This window comes from Acinetobacter sp. AG3 (assembly GCF_022343575.1).
GTDB lineage: Bacteria > Pseudomonadota > Gammaproteobacteria > Pseudomonadales > Moraxellaceae > Acinetobacter > Acinetobacter guillouiae.
This window is the reverse complement of record NZ_JAKQZD010000001.1, coordinates 2,932,928-2,950,174: the sequence shown is the minus strand read 5'-3', so window position 1 is coordinate 2,950,174 and position 17,247 is coordinate 2,932,928. Positions and strand designations below refer to the sequence as shown.

Below are 17,247 nucleotides of genomic sequence, written 5' to 3'. Positions count from 1 at the left end.
TACCATGTCAAAGCCGATCAAGTTGATCTCAAAGGTGGTGCAATTGTTTCTACCGCGAAGAAAGAAAATAATGATTTAACTGCAAATCATTTGACGTTTAGCGATATCAACAATAAGAGCAGTTATGATGCGACTTCGGTGAGTTTATCTGGTGGAACACGCTTTGGAGAAGAAACCAAAACAGATAATCAGGGAAATAAATATACCAATAACGTCAATTGGCGAGATAGCACGACCTTTAGCCCAAGCTTACCACAGCATGAATCTGACAAAGACAGTAGTGTCACTCGTTCAACCTTAAGCGAAGGTAATATCACGATTGGTGGTCAAGCCACAACGACCACAGCGTTAGGGATCCATAGTGATGCGAGTACAGCACATCGAAGTGTAGACACATTACCAAATCTACAAGAGATTATAGACAAGCAAAAAACTGTAGCAGATGCGACTTCAACCATTGTGGCAGCAACAAGAACCTATAGTCAAAATCAGCAAAAACAAGCGGAACAAGAGAAGAAAAACACTGAACAGACAGCGATAGCAGAACTACAAGCCAAAGGTGGCGAAGATTGGAATAAGTATCAAAACTCAAACAATGAAGCTGAAAAACAAGAACTTCTGAAAAATAATTCGCCTAGTTATAAACAAGCTTCAGAAACAGCCCAAGATTGGGGTATGGGTGGAGATAAGAGTCGAGCAGTCAATGCGGTAGCTATGGCAGTTACAGGTGCATTGGGAGGCCAAACAGATTTACAAGTTGCAGCCAATGCTCTTGCACCTTATGCAGCAAATATTATTGGAAAAGAGTTAGGTCATGGAGAGGACAAAAACAAAGCTGCTCAGTTGGCTGCCCATGCGATATTGGGAGCAGCACTTGCCTATGTAAATGGCGGTAACCCAGCAGCAGGGGGCAGTGCGGCAGTTGCAAGTGAAGCAGCAGCGGATTATCTCACCAATCAATACAAAGACAAAAAAGAATATCAAGATGTCAATGGAGAGTTCCAAGCAAATCTTTTACCTGAAGATGTGAAGACTCAAATTCGAGATCTGACTGCAGCGATAGGAGCTGTGGTTGGTGGAACAGTTGGAGATTCAGCGTTTAATGCGCAGCTTGCTGGCGTTGTTGGGCAGAATGCGGTAGAGAATAACTTTTTATCTCCTGAAGAATATAAACGTAAAGTTGAGCTCATTAATAAAGCACAAGGTGGAGCAAATGGGCTGAATTTTAAAGCGCTCGCAATTTTAAATAATGGTTCACTGAATGAAAAAGAAGCAAGAGAATTCTTGGCTTTAGTTGCAATGGATAAATATTCAGATCAGTTGTTAAAACAATATCAAAAAGATCCGAACTCTTTAACTCCACAACAAAAATATGATTTAGTATATTTGATTAATCAAGCATCAAATGGAGATCCAGTCAAGGCACAACAAATCTACGATAGTGGAAGGTATGGAACAATAGATCCGTACACAGGTGATGACTTGAATAAAGCAATCACAAAAGCAAAACAATCTTTAAGTTATGCAAACTCAACGGATAAGCAATTAGCTGAAGCAGCAGAGCCAGCATTATTTGGATTGTCTGGTAAATTAGGTACAGTTATTCGATATGTTGGAGCTTTAGCTGGTTCTTATAATGTTGGGCAAGGCACAGAAAAAATTGTTAATGGTAAGTATAGCGAGGGTGCAGTCCAAGTTATAGGTGGTGTATTGACAATTGTTCCTGCTGTAAGTAAACAAGGTATAAACACCTATAATCATAAATTAAGTGAAGAAAAAGCTACTAAATTATTATTGGATACTATTAATAGTTTTCCTTCAAAAACTCAGGCGGGTAAAAGTGCTGCTATGATTGGTGCGTTTGATCCAGTAACTGGAAAAGTAGCCATAGGCAGTAGTAATGCTAAAATTTCAGCTGATGTACTGGATCCAAGAACAGTTAAACATATTGAAACACAACTAGGTGTTAAAATTGGAGAGTTTACAAGTTTTTGTAAAAATGTAGCAGGTGCATGTGCTGAAGTCTCAGCAGCAGATAAATTAGTAAGACAAGGTGTAAATCCAGCGAATATTCAGTTTACAATTGCAGTTAGGCCAAAAGTTGTTTTTCAGGAAAGAGTAGTTACACCTGAAGCTATTGTGAAAACTTGTGATAATTGTAATGTTACATGGCCAAAAGGAACAAAATAATGAATGATTTAAATTTGAGTTGGACACCAAGCTTTGGTCAAATTTATACGTGGATTGCAATGGATAAATTTGGGCATTTAGCTTTTATGGTAAATAATAATTGGGGGAATATCCCAAAAGTCATTTTGCAAAAAGAGAATCCAGAAAATGAATTGGATATGATTAATGAATATATTTGGGAAGAATCATCTGAGTTCTTTAATTATCCTAAAAATAAAATGGGTAAAACGAAACTTGATATGTATTCTCATTTAGCGTATGCAGATTTTTTGGATAGAACAGCTGTCGAAAATTGGGTTGATGATCGTTCAAAATATAATGGGGAGTTAAGAGAATATAGTTTACCTGCTATAAAAGGATTATTCGTTTTTTATGCTGTAGAAGGATCTAAACCTAATGAAGATTTTCCCGTTGGATGCAATATAAAAACAGAAATGGGCGATTATTATAGTTTTTTAGTTCCTACTATTTATGGAAAAATAGATGACTTTCCTGAAAGGTTGAAAAAAATTATTGCTGTATCTGATTCTTTAGACTTTAGAATTGATAAAATTATAAAGAATGATCAGATAAATGTACATTTTACTCGTTTAGCAGCTTAAAAGGCCTATGATTAAAAAATAAATAACTAAGCATTTTAAAAGGAAGCGATGAAAAAATATGTCAAACTTATTTCGATTCTGGAGAAATAAGAGTGTTTCCTGATGGTAGAGTGATTATTTCATTACCTAATCGTAGAGATAAGTAAAATGTTTAAAGGTAATTATGAGTACAATCTATATTGGGAGACATACATATAAAGATCATCTTTTTGATGTGCTAGAATGTGAAATGAGTTCGACATATTGGGATGCCTTTGGTGTGTTGCTAGAGGAGGTTTTCTTATTAAACTATCCTGAATTATATGATGGAATAGCAAGAGATGAGTTTTCATTATTTGAATATTATACATTTACAGAATTATCTTCTAATGATTTTAATTTAGTAATTAAATTGATTCGTGCATATATGCCTATGTTAAAAGAGGCGGTATGGGGGAAAAAAGATTGGATTACTGATGTCCAGTTAGTTAAATCTAGAGCTCAGCAAGTTTGGTTTGAGTTACTTGAGCCGTTAGTTACAAAAGATGATCGATATGATGATACACTATCTATACCAAGACAATAGGGCTATTGCGAATGTAATCTTTTAGATAATTTTAAATAAGATTAAGCTTTATAAGTCATGAAACTTATTTATTCTATTCTATAGAATGAATTTATATGATTGTAAATTGTGTAATGTCACAGCTTGTATTTAAAGTTTAAATAGATGTACACATACATATCATCACATGATAGTAAGACCTCTATGATTTATTAACATAAAAGCTGGTCAACTGATATTTAGACCAAATATGGATTGGCACAGAATACGCATTTTTTTGACTAATGCAAGAAGTCTAAAGTAAGTTATTAACCATATAATCCAAAAAATAGTAGATTTTAATGATAGATTTTTACATTAAGCAAAATTTAGATCTAGATAATCTAAGGAGTATCTTAATAGATATTTTAAATTTAGAAATAGATGATCTTTGTCTTATTGATTATGAAGAATTTACTCCAGAAAATAAAGTTCAAGATTTTAATAAGTTCAATGTAATATGTACTTATCAATTTTGTAAAGGGGATGTTTCTTTATTAGTAAATATAATTGATGGAGATAAACTGGATAATGATATTATAATTAAGAATTTGGAAACTATAGCAAAAAAAGATAAATTAGATTTTTATATTCCAGATGAAGATGATATGGATATGGGATCTTTTGTTCTTTATTCATCAAATGGGAAAATAATAAAAAACTTAGAAATACAAGAGGAAGAAGATAGTTATGTTTTTTTCTTATAGTTAAAACACTAAGAGGTTTAGAAAAAGTATGAACTGCTATGAATAATTGGCTTGATAATAATTGGGATGATATTTTACAAAAATACCCAGAAGCAAAACCTTTATTATCATATTTTATGGATTATTTTAGTACATGTGCTGGAAAGGATAATTTTATTGATATGATTAAGTTAGCTATCCGAAAGGAAGGAGCTAGTATTCAAGAGGTGGCAGATTATTCATTCACGAATGATGTTACAGATGATGGGGAAAGAGTAGATATTGTAGAGTTCTATTTTAATGAAGAATTGGATGGTACAGTACCTGTTAAGATGTTTGTTGAAGTCTTTGAAATAATAGCATTAGCATATGCTGAATATAATCCAGAGGATAAAGAACAGATTATTTATTTTATACCACGCCTCAAACAAGCTTATAGTATTTAACTGGAAATTTATCTATTGTTTTCTTCCTTAAACTATTTCTTGTTTGGATTCTAATGCTCAGTGATATGCAAAGAAACTTACATACACATTGTGAAGAAATTAAAGAGTCTATAAATTCTTTCTTTAAAGTCCATTTTATACAAGATTTCTTAGTATAAAATGCAATAACCTCAGTAATGCATCTGCCTAACAGGGTAGAAGCATTATTTTTATGCTGTTTTATTGGTTACAAAACTCAGCCCAGTCTGCCATAAGTGCTTTACGTTTCTCAATATAAGCACCACATAAATAAGCTGCTTCAACAACTGTATCATATCCCACCCAATAAGGTCCTTAATAGGTGAAATTATGAATATATATCAAATAACATTTTTTTTAAGTCGTAGTTGTTTAGGTGAGATTTCTGATAATTTTAGAAGAATTTACTTTTCAGTTGATAAAAACATTTTGACATTATATTTCTTATTGAGGGAAAAAATGAAAATGATCTGGAAAATATTCAGTATGAGATTCTATCAAATTTTGAAATGTTACTAGAGGATGAGTATGAAGATTACATAGTCAATTATGAAATTATTATTGGTGATGAGAAATATTTAAAAGATTCTGATTTTAATATTCTTGTTGAGTTTTATAGAAAAAAAGAAAATTACTAAAATTATAGTAACCTGAGTTCGACCTAAAAATAGGTACAAAAAAGCCTTGATAGAGGGGGGAGTATCTAAAATTTTATACTTTTGAAGATTTAAGCAAAGATGATTTTAACCTGTCTGTTAAATTGATTAGACAACATCTTCAATATATGAAACCAGAGGATTGGGGGGCACGAGATTATATAAATGATATGGCTAAATGGCAGAGCATGGCACGTCAGGTATGGGCGGAAGTTGCTGAGCCATTTGTAGTATTAGATAGTCGTTATGATACTCAACTAAGTAAATTTTAAATCAAACTTTTTTGCACCACTTTTTTCAAAACGATCTTCGAATTTATATTCATAATGCCTTTAATCTTATTAAGCTTATTGATGATAAATTGAGAAAAAGAATCTAGGTCTTTTGTTGTTACCCACAAAACATAGTTAGATTCGCCAGTAATAATATAAACGTTGATTACTTCATCAAAATCCCTAATTTGAGTCATAAAGGTGTGATGATCTTCATCTGTGAGATGAGCCAACTTGATTTCAACCATTGCCTCTATTTTGATACCTAATTTTGCATAATTTATTTTCGCTTGGTATTTTTCAATAATTCCATTTGATTCCAAAATCTTTACTCTACGATGACAAGCAGAAGCAGATAAGTGCACAAGATCAGCCAGATCTTGATTGCTTAAGCGTGCATCTTCTTGCAACAGTTTTAGAATTTTAAGATCAATAACATCTAAATCCATGATGGGATATCCTTCAAATATAATCCAATTAATTAGAATTATATATCAAAATATAAGAAAATGACTAGATACTATCGAATAAATCATATTTTCATCATGATAATATTTAACTAAATAAAGGACGATTTCCAAAAGGAGAAAATATGATTACACGTGAACAATGTCAAGTTTGGGATAAGGAAGACCCACTAGCACAATTTAAAAACGAATTTTCACTTCCAACAAATGTTATTTATCTTGATGGTAATTCATTAGGTGCTCGACCCGCCAAATCATTAGATTTAGCACAACACGTCATTTCTCAAGAATGGGGCAATGACCTGATTAATAGCTGGAACACCGCAGATTGGTGGGGATTATCTACGCGTCTGGGAGATAAAGTTGCTGAATTAATTGGTGTAAATGCTGGTGAAACAGTTATTTCCGATTCAACGACATTAAACCTTTTTAAGGTCTTATCTTCAGCTGTGAAAATTCAAGCAGAAAAGGATGTTTCACGTAAAGTAATTATTGCTGAAAAGGATGCCTTTCCAACGGATATTTATATCATTGAAGGATTTTTGGATCTTATTCATCAAGGCTATCGTTTGGAATTAATTGAAAACGAAAATGACTTAGATGTACTCTTAAATCAAAACGATGTTGCTGTGGTGGTGCTTTCACATGTGAATTATCGTACTGGCTATTTGTATGACATGAACGAAATTAACCAAAAGATTCATGCTCAAGGTGCTTTGATTATTTGGGACCTTTGTCATTCTGTTGGTGCTGTTCCGATTGAATTAAATCAGACAGATAGTGATTTTGCGATTGGATGTACTTATAAATATTTAAATGGTGGCCCTGGCTCTCCAGCTTTACTTTGGGTTAATCCGAAGCATCACAATACGTTCTGGCAACCCTTATCTGGATGGTGGGGGCACAACAAACCTTTTGATATGGCTCAAAACTATGAACCAGCCGTAGGTATTCGTCGTTATTTATGTGGCACTCAAAGTATTATTTCAATGAGTCTCATTGAGTGTGGTTTAGATATTTTCCTCAATACCAGTATGGATAAAATTCGAACAAAATCTTTAAAGCTGACAGATTTATTTATGGCTTTAGTCGAGCAAGAATGCACTGATTTTGGATTCGAAATGATTACCCCAGTTGCGCATAAACATCGTGGTAGTCATGTGAGTTATAAACATCAATTTGGTTATGAGATTATCCAAGCATTAATTAAGCGCGGGGTAATAGGTGATTATCGAGAACCTGAAGTATTACGTTTTGGAATCACCCCTCTATATCTCGGTTTTGTTGATATTTGGGATGCTGTACAGCACCTAAAGCAAGTCATGATATTAGGTGAATGGGAGAACAGCGAATATCAAGTTCGCGGGCAAGTCACTTAATCTAAGTTGCTTTATAAACAAAAATACATTTACCCAGGAGGGGTTTATGAATAATTTTGATGAAATTCAAACTAGGGAATCGGGCCTACATAAAAAATTGACTGCAAAGCAAATGAGTATGATTGCCATTGGTGGTGCGATTGGTACTGGCTTATTTATGGGAAGTAAGTTTGCGATTAGTTATGCGGGTCCTGCTGTTATTGTCAGTTACGCTATCGGTGGATTAATCGCTTTTGCACTGATGGCATGTCTTGCAGAAATGACGGTTCAACACCCAACCTCAGGATCTTTTGGAGCTTATGCAGAACACTATATTAGTCCATTAGCTGGGTTTTTAGTGCGTTATAGTTATTGGGCTTGTATGGTTCTTGCAGTTGGTACTGAAATTACCGCTGTCGCTGATTATATGAAAATGTGGTTTCCAGATGTTCATGCTTGGTTCTGGATCATGTTTTTCTCAGGCACTTTGCTCGCGGTTAATGCTTATAGTGTCAAAGCCTTTGGATTGGTTGAATATTGGTTCTCTACCATTAAGATTTTTGCCATTATTGTATTTATATTACTCGCAATTGGAATTCTCACGCAAAATACTGAGCAAAGCCATATCACGGCTCATTTAACTGGTCATGGGGGATTTTTCCCAAATGGTTTTAGTGGGGTCTGGATTGGTGTCATTATTTCTATTTTTAGTTATCTCAGTATTGAAATGATTGCTGTGGCAGCAGGTGAAGCTGCTGATCCAGAAAAAGCGGTAAAATATGCATTTAAGAGCACGGCTGTACGGTTGATTCTATTCTATTTACTGTCACTATTTTTAATTGTGACGCTAGTACCATGGACTGAATTGATTGGGAAAGATGCAACCAGTCCGTTTGTCACAGTCATGAGACTGGTCGGTATCCCATATGCGGACAGTATTTTAAACGCTATTGTTGTTGTGGCCGCACTTTCAGCGATGAACAGTATGCTCTACATTTCAACCCGTATGCTTTTTAGTTTATCACGTGCAGGAGATGCTCCAAAAATCTTTGGAGAAATCCGCAGCAATGGTGTGCCCATAAATGCATTAATGCTCTCTGCAATAGGGATTGGAGTTGCGAGTGTCGTTTATAGCATCAACCCTGAGTCAGCATTTCCTATCATGATTGCACTTTCCATGTTTGGTGCATTATTTACTTGGGGAAGTATTTTTGTAACACATATATTTTTCCGAAAACATCTTGCAAGCCATCAAACAGTACTGAAATTTAAAATTCCAGCAAGTCGGCTTATCTCATTATTAGGTTTGATCAGTATATGTAGCATTACGATTACCACTTGGTTTACCGATGAGTTTAAATCAACATTGCAGTTTGGTATTCCATTTTTAATGGTTCTATTAATAATTTATTGGTTTAAAAAGAAAATTTCTTGAACGAATGGAATAATATTAAAACAATTCGCTGTCTATTAAAGCGTGAAATGGGGGATAAACAATAGCCTTATAACAATGCAAGATCGCATGTTAAACATCAAGCAAATTATTGAGGTCTAATGACATTAAGTTTTTATATAGCTGAGTAGCATAATGTGAGCTAGACCCAGTGAATAGGATGGCGTTTATAAAATAGAATATAATGAGTAATTTCTCATTATTATTTAAATTTTATTCAAAATATCGTTGTAATTAACCTAAAAATTAGAAAGATTGTTCAAAAATGATTGTTAAAATTATGATGAGTAAAATGTAAAACCTTAAGTGAAGGATTCTCTTACTGGCTGAGATTAATAGAAAACTAACGCTATTAATTCAATAGTTTTGCTTTGAAAATACCGTAATCGATGAAATTACAGGAAATGATGTGCTGTGATTTTTAAAGACTGTTTTATATAAAGGGAATTAATATGAAAAATTTAAAAAAATATTTGTGTGTTGCTATTTCAACTTGTTTTATTGGCCAATTGAGTTTTGCAGCAGATGAACAAGCGTTTAATCGTATTGATATACAACTAAAGAGTGCGACACCAAGTTATTTGCAGCGTCAAGCTAAACGAGTTAGAGCGACTCCACCGCCACGCACTGGAATGTACCTTGTTATGTTGGGGACTAGAGCAGGACCTTTCCCAAGTCTAAGGGCTGCGACATCAACAGCGCTGGTTGTAGATGGTCAAGTCTATGTTATTGATGCAGGATCAGGTTTGGTACAACGCTTTTATGAAAGTGGTCTGAATTTTGGCGATGTGCGTGGGATTTTTATTACACACTTGCACTCTGATCATGTGGATGATCTGTATCCATTTGTGAATGTTAACTTCCCTAACTGGAAATATGGCAAACAAGAAATCGCATTGGTTGGACCAGATCGTGCTGACTCGAATGGTAAATTAGGTGATGATGCTGGATTTGGTCATTTACCAAATACTAAATTAATCCATGCAGAAGACCCAACGCCAGGCATTAAAGAATTAATGCAGCTGCATTTTGCTGCAAATGCTTATGACATGAATAATGCAATTCACACAGTACGTCGTGCAGATGATCATCCACGAGATTTGACCGGAACAAATGGGCAAGGGATGTTAAACATTATGGCATTACCTGCACCTAAAAATGCCAGTCCTAGCAATATGTCACCTGTGATGAACCCGATACAGGTCTATCAAGATGATTATGTAAAAGTGACCGCCGCATTGGCTCAGCATCCATTGGTATATCCAGCTTGGTCTTATCGTTTCGATACTAAATATGGATCAGTCACATTTAGTGGTGATACTGCTCCAAATGAAAATTTACTTCGTTTAGGTAAAAATACCGACATTTTGATTAATGAAGTGATGGATGTAAATGCAGCTGTAGCAGTGTTTGCAGGCACACCTTTAGAAAAAACCATGACGACTCAGATTCTAGATGGTCATACAGCGATTATTTCAGGAACAGATCCTCGTAATCATAAAGCAACTTTAGGTGTGGGTGCCTTTGCTACGAAAATGGGGGCTAAGGGATTGGTATTAAACCATATTTGGCCCGATAATGAAAAAATTAATAGTGAATATTTACAAACCACAGCAGGGCGTGAGTTTAAAGGTCCTGTTCATGCGAGTGAGGATCTTGATGTAATTAATATTGCTGAATTTATTCAGAATCAAGGGAATATTCATAAAAAATAGTTTGATGACGATATGCAATCTAAAACCGAATTGGTTATCCATTTCGGTTTTTTTGAAAAGAATAAACCAAGAGGAATTTGGTGATTAATAGCACATAAAATCGATGAGATGATCCTAAAGTCGTATTAATATATTTTTCTAAAATTTCTAATAAATGTGATATTAGGTTTTAATAATCCGCACATTAATAGGGAATTGTCGAATAAATTATTAAAAACACTCTAGTAGTATAAGTAATTCTAAAATATTGATGCTTTGAATATTTTGCCGTAAATGTGATTGTAATATTATGTTTGTTGAAGTTCTGACTTAAATGAATAAAAATTTCAGAAAATTTTAATCATAATTTAAATATTACATTGAAATATACGGATAATATTTAATTGTTATAAATTTCATCATGGTTAGAAAGGATAATCTAACGATTTAAATCTGAATAACAAGGATGTAGAAATGTTAAAAAATACATTAAAAATTGCTTGTTTCACATGGGTAATACTAAATGCAACAACAGTATTTGCTGAAGTTGAGCTGATTCATCAAGATCAAATTTTTTCTGATCAAGATAGTTTAACAGTTAAAACACATGGCAGCATGCGCTTACAAGCTTTAAACTTTGATCAATATAATGCGAATAATCAAAGTCAAAAATATCGTAGAAATGGTTATAGTGCTGCCAGCCGTATGTATTTAGATCTTGATTATAAATTGGATGAAAAAACACATTTAATTGCAGGGTATCAAAATTATTTTAATTTGCCAAAAATCTTGGATTGGGATGGTCATTATGCGAAGAATGATGAAGAGTTCACAACGATTCAAGCCTATGTGGGTATGGAAAATTCTCAATATGGCACATTCAAGTTTGGCAAAATGTATAGCATTTACCATGATGTCGTTGGAGTAAAAACAGATCTTTGGGATTACGATATGTTGGGCCAAGTTTCTACGTGGAGTCCTTTTTCATTTTTTGATGGAACCTTAGTTTCAAGTAAAACATTGCGTTATGAAAAGAAAAATCAATATGTTGATTTTTATGCAGCGTATTTATTTGGAGATGAAACCTCATTGAACAACTTCCACTATAAATTGAAATCAGGTGAAGAGATCGCAACGGATGTTCATTTGAGCAAAAATTTAAATTGGGGAACTTCTTATAAACATAATCAAGTCAGTTTATCTGATTCACAAGATAATCATGATCTATCTCAACATGTAATCGCTACAGCTTTATATTATTTTGATGGCCAGTGGATGTGGGGAGTGGGAGCAGGATGGTATAAGAACTTAGTGCCGAATAATCTTGCGCGCAATCAGCCAGCGCCTTATGGTGTAGAACATTATTTGGATACTGAAGCCTATGGTATTGAATACTATGCAGGATATAAGTTTAAAGTACAAAATTATGGCATTCAATCGATACAGCCTTATGTTATGGGAGATCACATTAAATATACTCAAGGTGAAGATTTTTCAAGGCGTGATTTCGGAGTAGGCGTGGCTTTGCGCTTTAATTATGGTATTGGTTTTGACTATGAACGATTATATACCAGTGATAGTAAAGCAACGCCTGATCTGCATTTATTTAGGCTTCGTTATCAATGGTAATTATCAGCTATTTTGTTACATAAGTTCTTTTAAAGCATAAATCTATATTAAACCTATCATTCTAGCCTTCTTCAAAGTGGAGAAGGCACTTTGAATAGCAGTATGATTTTCTTAACATGCTTATTTTTTGATTTATTCAATAGAGGTCGAATTATTTTAAATAATTTTGAGTATTAGATGTAAGCTTTAATAAATAATGATAAGTATTGCAGGTTATATTGAGTATCGCTACAAGTTAAGGTGAATTAGAGTCAATAGCCTCATAATTTTTCATTATGTTGAAGATAGCTTAAATAAACAATATAGATGATGGGAATTCTGGTTTTTTGGATATCTTAATATCTATGCTTATATTTTTAATCACAAGCTAAAAAAAATAATATTTTTTACGTTGTAGTCAGATTTTAAAATGCTGGAGAATTTTTGCAAGGGGACTTATTTTAGTAATAATTTCATACTCAAATAGTATATAAGTTCTCAATTAAATTTGTTATAAAGAAAGATACAAAATTGATTTTGTAAATTGTTTATGAATGGACATAGCTTAATATTTTAAGTGAAGGAATTGGCACGTAATTTGCCCCCTTAACAAGTATTGAGCGTTAGCTAGGTGAAAAGAATATGTTATCACTAAGCCAAGAGATGGATCTAAATCACTATTCCCGTCAGGCAGAATTTGCACACAGTTTAATGTCCTCAATATGTGGGGAGCATTACTTAGATACATGCGGTCGAAATGTCTTAGATTTTCATTATGAAGGGATTCGATTACCCCACAAGCGTATGGCGATCGGTAAGATCAGCTATGGCGCAAATGTACTGATTAACACGTCTAATTTAAGGGCATATAGTATTAGCTTGCCGATTCAAGGTAAGCAGACTTTAGCAATCAATGGCACCAATTATATTTCCAGTGCTGATAAAGGCCTAATTTTATCTAATGCAGATTTACAAGATTTAGCGATTGATAAAGATTGTAAAAAATATCAAGTGGTTATTCCTGAAAAAAGTATGCAGAAGGTGTTAGGCGAATTACTACGTCAGTCTGTTGAAGAACCCGTGGTTTTTAATCCTGAAATGAGTTTGAAAATTGATCAGGGTATCGGGATGTGGTGGCAAAATATTGATCATTTTTTGTTGCTTCGATCTCAATACAAAAGTATGCAGGGCTTACAACTTTGGTCAGAGGATTATGAAAATTTTCTGATTAAAGCTTTATTACTCTCGCAAGAAAATAATTATTCGAGCTTGTTAAGATCCTTATCTGATCAACAAGCGCCAGAATACTTACGTAAGGTGTGCGACTATATTCAGAAGTATGCCCATGAAGAGATTCGTGCAGAAGATCTGTTAAGATTAGCTGGCGTATCAAAGTCTAAATTATATGCTGAATTTCAACAGTACTATGGAACAAGTCCTTTGACTTTTTTACGTAGATATCGTTTACAACAAGTTTATAAGACTTTAAGTACCTCTATGGATAAAAATATTTCCATTTCAAAATTAGCTTTTGATTGGGGATTTAATCACTTGGGCCGTTTTTCACATGAATATCGTGAAGAATTTGGAGAGAATCCAAGTGAAACCAAGAATCGAGTAAAAATATAATCTGTGAATATATTCGCGCTTTTAACCTGATTCTTTCCAAAATGGGAAAGCGTTTAATAAACTACTTTAGTCTCTTGCTTAAAGTGCGAGTCGTTGATTATTTTAAAATGGAATTACACAGCATTATTTACAAGCACGTGCTTTGATCATCCGTTTTAAACTTGTCATATCAAGAGGCAATTTTTCTCTATTTATTCGCTGTATTGGGTCATGATCTAACAAATTAACAACAACCTATACTCGCCATCCTTTTCAACGGGTGCTCGATGAACGCAAGGTAAAACCTGTTGTGTTGGATGATCTACCGCTAAGCGCCAAAGATGTCCTGAGCCTAAATTTACAGGTTCTGAGTTGGGTTTCGGCTGGTAATGCAGATCAAAAAAATACTCTTGCAGAAAGGTTTCAAATTCTGCTTCAGGACCGTCATGTAATGCTTTAAGCTGTTCCCTGATTTCTGGGATCAAAATCTTTTGTTCCACTTGATCATTGGAGATGATGTCACTGGCAGCGCCATGATAGGTACATAAAAAAGTATCTGTTTCAATGGGCGAACGATCAACATGATATGAATATACATCTGTAGAAATGAAATCCAGATCTTGATCCCGTTCATAATGTTTAAGTAAGTTCAGTGAAGGTGATGCACCGAAATCAGTTAGAAGCTGCATATCCCTTAAGATGATATCTCTTGCCAAAATGCCTTTTTCTGAAAGTTGTAGTGCTAAAAGATCTGCAGTGGAAACTTCGGTAATATTTTCTTTTAACTCAAGTTTAGACACAATTTCTTTAAAATCACCCAGCAAATCTCTGTTCCAACAAATGGCATTTATCTCGCCATGAAATGTCGTATTTACAAGTTCAGAGAAAGTCGTTACAACACGAACTTGATTGTTGTCAGAAAATGCAGGCTGCATATTAGAATTTAATAAATCAGAAACCATGTCTAATATATTCACTCAGCTTGGTGGAATCAGCTTTATAGAAGTTGGGACGAATCGCACAGAAGCGTGCATTACATGTAGCGTTAGACATAGCTTACTGAACAACAGGGTATTGTTGCAATGTATTGCTGAGAGAGTTGGTTTTAATAATGAGTTCAATTGAGAACTTTTGCAAAATTGCAGGTTTACTTATTTAACTATGGCTTACTGATGTGGTGAGCAAAATCTTGTTTAAGATAGTGTTGTTCAGAATAGTCGGTGCCAACATATTTATAAAAAGTGGCAATCGGCTTCTATCATAAGTCCTTATTAAAACCATAATTCAACATAAAAGCCCTCTCATCCTCGCCTCAGCCCAAAGGCAATTTCAATATCAAAATGATTCGCTCAATATACTCATTTTTTTTTATGAAAAAGATCTAATGATTTCTAAAATAAATTTTATGCATTGAATTTTCATCTTTCACAGTATTCCGCACTGATTGGATAATCCTCGCAGATTTTGGACAGACGTTAAATACCTTTCACAGACATGATAACGCTAACGGTTAGGTCGGGAGTGGATGAAATGTCAGGTCAATATATTGAAGTAAAAACACAAACAGGGAAGTCATTTGCTGGGTATTTGGCAATTGCAGAAGGCGGAAAAGGGCCTGGAATTGTACTGTGTCAGGAAATTTTTGGTGTGAATGCAGCAATGCGTATCAAGGCTGATTTTTTGGCTGAGGAAGGTTATACCGTATTGGTACCAGATTTATTCTGGCGTACTGCACCTCGCATTGAACTGGGTTATACCGAGCAAGATTTTCAAAAAGCCTTCGAGCTTTATCAACACTATGATGAAGATCAAGGTGTCGAAGATATTCAAGATAGCTTGAATTTTCTCAAAGCTTTAGAGAGTTGCGATGCCAGTGCTGGATTGGGTGTCGTCGGATATTGTCTGGGTGGAAAACTGGCGTATCTGGCAGGTTGTCGTATTCCTGAAGTGGCCTGTGCTGTGGGGTATTACGGGGTAGGAATCGAGAAGACACTCGATGAACTTGAAAATGCCCAAGGGCGAGTAGTTTTACATATTGCTGAATTAGACAAGTTTACACCGCCAGAGGCACGCCAAAAGATATTGAATGCTGCCGCCCAATATAGCAATGTTCAGGCTTATGTCTATGAGGGTGTAGATCATGCCTTTGCCCGACCAAACAGCGAACATTATCACAAACCTTCCGCACGTTTTGCTCATGAACGCAGTATTACCGCACTGCATCAAAGTATCGGACCAGTCTATGATTTGGTTGCACTTTGGGAAGCGCATATCCGTTATGAATTTGATACACGCGATGTACCTGCCACTATGGCAACCATGGTAGCACAACCCTATGTTAATCATATTCCAACATTGACAGGCGGTGTGGGATATAGCCAACTTGCCCGCTTTTATCAATATCACTTCGTTCATCAAAATCCAAAAGATATGAAGATCACGTCGATCTCACGCACTGTCGGCTCAACACAGGTGGTGGATGAATTCATTATGAGTTTTACCCATGACAGTGAAATTGACTGGTTACTGCCGGGTGTCGCGCCAACAGGAAAGTATGTTGAGATTCCAATGTTGGGTGTGATTCAGTTCCGTGGCCCAAAACTCTGCCATGAACATATCTACTGGGATCAGGCATCCGTTCTGGTTCAAATTGGATTACTCAATCCTAAAGGACTACCTGTTGCTGGTGTAGAAACTGCTCAAAAACTACTGGATGAAGATCTGCCATCCAATACCCTCATGCCGTCTTGGTCAAGCAGCGAAGGCAAATCGTTTTAACTATCAGGAGTGGATTATGGATATTCAATTGAATCAGAAAATCGCTGTGGTCAGTGGCGGCGCAACCCTGATTGGTCAGGCCGTGGTTCAAGCATTGGTCGATGCAGGTGCAAAAGTCATTATTCTGGATATTGACCAACAAGGGCAGCAAGTGGCAGATGCCATGCACGGGCAGGCGCAATTTATTCAAACTGATTTAAGCAGTGATGTGGCGATTTTAAACGCAGTGAAAACAATTAACGACAGCTTTGGCAAAGTTGATTACTTGGTCAATCTGGCCTGTACCTATCTGGATGATGGCTTTAAATCCTCACGTGAAGACTGGTTACAAGCATTGAATATTAATCTGCTTTCGGCAGTCGAATTGACCCGTGCGTTTTATGAGGATTTAAAAACCAAGCATGGTGCGATAGTCAATTTCACCTCGATCTCTGCCAAATTTGCGCAAACAGGACGCTGGCTTTATCCCGTTTCAAAAGCAGCGATGCGACAACTCACCCAGTCCATGGCAATGGATTTTGCAGCAGATGGGGTGCGGGTTAATTCGGTATCACCTGGTTGGACATGGTCACGGGTGATTGCCGATGTCAGTGGCAATAACCGAAGCAAAGCTGATGCCGTAGCAGCTGACTACCATTTACTGGGACGTCTAGGTCATCCCGAAGAGGTGGCCAATGTGGTGCTGTTTTTACTCTCGCCAGCCGCAAGTTTTGTGACAGGCGCAGACTATGCCGTCGATGGTGGTTACTCCGTCATGGGGCCTGAAGGGAATCAACCAGCTATTCCACGTTTAGCTGATGAAGCGTGATAGCAAATCAAACATTTAAA

The 17,247-nt window shown here is 35.5% G+C and carries 14 protein-coding genes and 1 pseudogene; 12 read left to right on the top strand and 3 right to left on the bottom strand.

The window, feature by feature from the left end:
- Positions 1–90 precede the first annotated feature (90 nt).
- The 5 genes from L3V46_RS13750 (at position 91) to L3V46_RS13730 (ending at position 4,507) form a co-directional block, all read left to right on the top strand.
- On the top strand, positions 91–2,190 hold the full coding sequence (locus L3V46_RS13750; RefSeq protein ID WP_343212652.1) for a VENN motif pre-toxin domain-containing protein: 2,100 nt from the start codon (positions 91–93) through the stop codon (positions 2,188–2,190).
- A complete protein-coding gene (locus L3V46_RS13745) occupies positions 2,190–2,792 on the top strand; it encodes a hypothetical protein (RefSeq protein WP_239046006.1) in 603 nt (200 codons plus the stop codon). The genes L3V46_RS13750 and L3V46_RS13745 overlap by 1 nt, the downstream gene beginning before the upstream one ends.
- A gap of 163 nt (positions 2,793–2,955) precedes the next feature.
- The gene (locus L3V46_RS13740; RefSeq protein WP_239046005.1) at positions 2,956–3,357 is read left to right on the top strand and encodes a hypothetical protein; all 402 of its coding nucleotides are present in this window, start codon (positions 2,956–2,958) and stop codon (positions 3,355–3,357) included.
- A 320-nt stretch (positions 3,358–3,677) separates the two neighbouring features.
- Positions 3,678–4,082, top strand: a complete 405-nt coding sequence (locus L3V46_RS13735; RefSeq protein WP_239046004.1) for a hypothetical protein — start codon at positions 3,678–3,680, stop codon at positions 4,080–4,082.
- Positions 4,083–4,120: 38 nt separating this feature from the next.
- Entirely contained in the window at positions 4,121–4,507 is a 387-nt protein-coding gene (locus tag L3V46_RS13730) for a hypothetical protein (RefSeq protein ID WP_239046003.1), read from the top strand.
- Between the two features lie 219 nt (positions 4,508–4,726).
- On the opposite strand, the pseudogene L3V46_RS13725 reads toward L3V46_RS13730, so the two are convergent.
- Both L3V46_RS13725 and gigD read right to left on the bottom strand, forming a co-directional pair.
- Positions 4,727–4,810: pseudogene (locus tag L3V46_RS13725) on the bottom strand (integrase); the annotation flags it as partial.
- 639 nt (positions 4,811–5,449) lie between these two features.
- Complete coding sequence (gene gigD / locus L3V46_RS13720) at positions 5,450–5,902, bottom strand: Lrp/AsnC family transcriptional regulator GigD (RefSeq protein WP_239046002.1); 453 nt, start codon at positions 5,900–5,902, stop codon at positions 5,450–5,452.
- A 143-nt stretch (positions 5,903–6,045) separates the two neighbouring features.
- On the opposite strand from gigD, the gene kynU reads away from it, so the two are divergent.
- From kynU to L3V46_RS13695, 5 genes are all read left to right on the top strand, one after another.
- Complete coding sequence (gene kynU / locus L3V46_RS13715) at positions 6,046–7,299, top strand: kynureninase (protein ID WP_239046001.1); 1,254 nt, start codon at positions 6,046–6,048, stop codon at positions 7,297–7,299.
- A 46-nt stretch (positions 7,300–7,345) separates the two neighbouring features.
- Positions 7,346–8,713 (top strand): amino acid permease, encoded by a 1,368-nt coding sequence (locus L3V46_RS13710; RefSeq protein WP_239046000.1) that lies wholly within the window; start codon positions 7,346–7,348, stop codon positions 8,711–8,713.
- A gap of 470 nt (positions 8,714–9,183) precedes the next feature.
- Positions 9,184–10,446 carry an MBL fold metallo-hydrolase gene (locus L3V46_RS13705; protein WP_239045999.1) on the top strand — a complete coding sequence of 421 codons (1,263 nt, stop codon included), beginning with the start codon at positions 9,184–9,186 and terminating at the stop codon, positions 10,444–10,446.
- A gap of 453 nt (positions 10,447–10,899) precedes the next feature.
- Positions 10,900–12,054 carry a porin gene (locus L3V46_RS13700; protein WP_239045998.1) on the top strand — a complete coding sequence of 385 codons (1,155 nt, stop codon included), beginning with the start codon at positions 10,900–10,902 and terminating at the stop codon, positions 12,052–12,054.
- A 621-nt stretch (positions 12,055–12,675) separates the two neighbouring features.
- Positions 12,676–13,662, top strand: a complete 987-nt coding sequence (locus tag L3V46_RS13695; RefSeq protein WP_239045997.1) for an AraC family transcriptional regulator — start codon at positions 12,676–12,678, stop codon at positions 13,660–13,662.
- Between the two features lie 215 nt (positions 13,663–13,877).
- Here L3V46_RS13695 and L3V46_RS13690 read toward each other — a convergent pair whose 3' ends face one another.
- Positions 13,878–14,576, bottom strand: coding sequence for a DUF1826 domain-containing protein (locus L3V46_RS13690; protein WP_239046775.1), 699 nt, complete (start codon positions 14,574–14,576; stop codon positions 13,878–13,880).
- Between the two features lie 595 nt (positions 14,577–15,171).
- Here L3V46_RS13690 and L3V46_RS13685 point away from each other — a divergent pair.
- Both L3V46_RS13685 and L3V46_RS13680 read left to right on the top strand, forming a co-directional pair.
- A complete protein-coding gene (locus L3V46_RS13685) occupies positions 15,172–16,419 on the top strand; it encodes a dienelactone hydrolase family protein (protein WP_239045996.1) in 1,248 nt (415 codons plus the stop codon).
- 16 nt (positions 16,420–16,435) lie between these two features.
- Complete coding sequence (locus L3V46_RS13680; RefSeq protein ID WP_239045995.1) at positions 16,436–17,227, top strand: SDR family oxidoreductase; 792 nt, start codon at positions 16,436–16,438, stop codon at positions 17,225–17,227.
- The last annotated feature ends 20 nt before the right edge of the window (positions 17,228–17,247 follow it).

Excerpts from the sequence above, each read along its gene's own strand:
- L3V46_RS13745 (WP_239046006.1), top strand. The coding sequence starts at position 2,190 with ATGAATGATTTAAATTTGAGTTGGACACCAAGCTTTGGTCAAATTTAT.
- L3V46_RS13740 (WP_239046005.1), top strand. The coding sequence starts at position 2,956 with ATGAGTACAATCTATATTGGGAGACATACATATAAAGATCATCTTTTT.
- L3V46_RS13735 (WP_239046004.1), top strand. The coding sequence starts at position 3,678 with ATGATAGATTTTTACATTAAGCAAAATTTAGATCTAGATAATCTAAGG.
- L3V46_RS13730 (WP_239046003.1), top strand. The coding sequence starts at position 4,121 with ATGAATAATTGGCTTGATAATAATTGGGATGATATTTTACAAAAATAC.
- gigD (WP_239046002.1), bottom strand. The coding sequence starts at position 5,902 with ATGGATTTAGATGTTATTGATCTTAAAATTCTAAAACTGTTGCAAGAA.
- kynU (WP_239046001.1), top strand. The coding sequence starts at position 6,046 with ATGATTACACGTGAACAATGTCAAGTTTGGGATAAGGAAGACCCACTA.
- L3V46_RS13710 (WP_239046000.1), top strand. The coding sequence starts at position 7,346 with ATGAATAATTTTGATGAAATTCAAACTAGGGAATCGGGCCTACATAAA.
- L3V46_RS13705 (WP_239045999.1), top strand. The coding sequence starts at position 9,184 with ATGAAAAATTTAAAAAAATATTTGTGTGTTGCTATTTCAACTTGTTTT.
- L3V46_RS13700 (WP_239045998.1), top strand. The coding sequence starts at position 10,900 with ATGTTAAAAAATACATTAAAAATTGCTTGTTTCACATGGGTAATACTA.
- L3V46_RS13695 (WP_239045997.1), top strand. The coding sequence starts at position 12,676 with ATGTTATCACTAAGCCAAGAGATGGATCTAAATCACTATTCCCGTCAG.
- L3V46_RS13690 (WP_239046775.1), bottom strand. The coding sequence starts at position 14,576 with ATGCAGCCTGCATTTTCTGACAACAATCAAGTTCGTGTTGTAACGACT.
- L3V46_RS13685 (WP_239045996.1), top strand. The coding sequence starts at position 15,172 with ATGTCAGGTCAATATATTGAAGTAAAAACACAAACAGGGAAGTCATTT.
- L3V46_RS13680 (WP_239045995.1), top strand. The coding sequence starts at position 16,436 with ATGGATATTCAATTGAATCAGAAAATCGCTGTGGTCAGTGGCGGCGCA.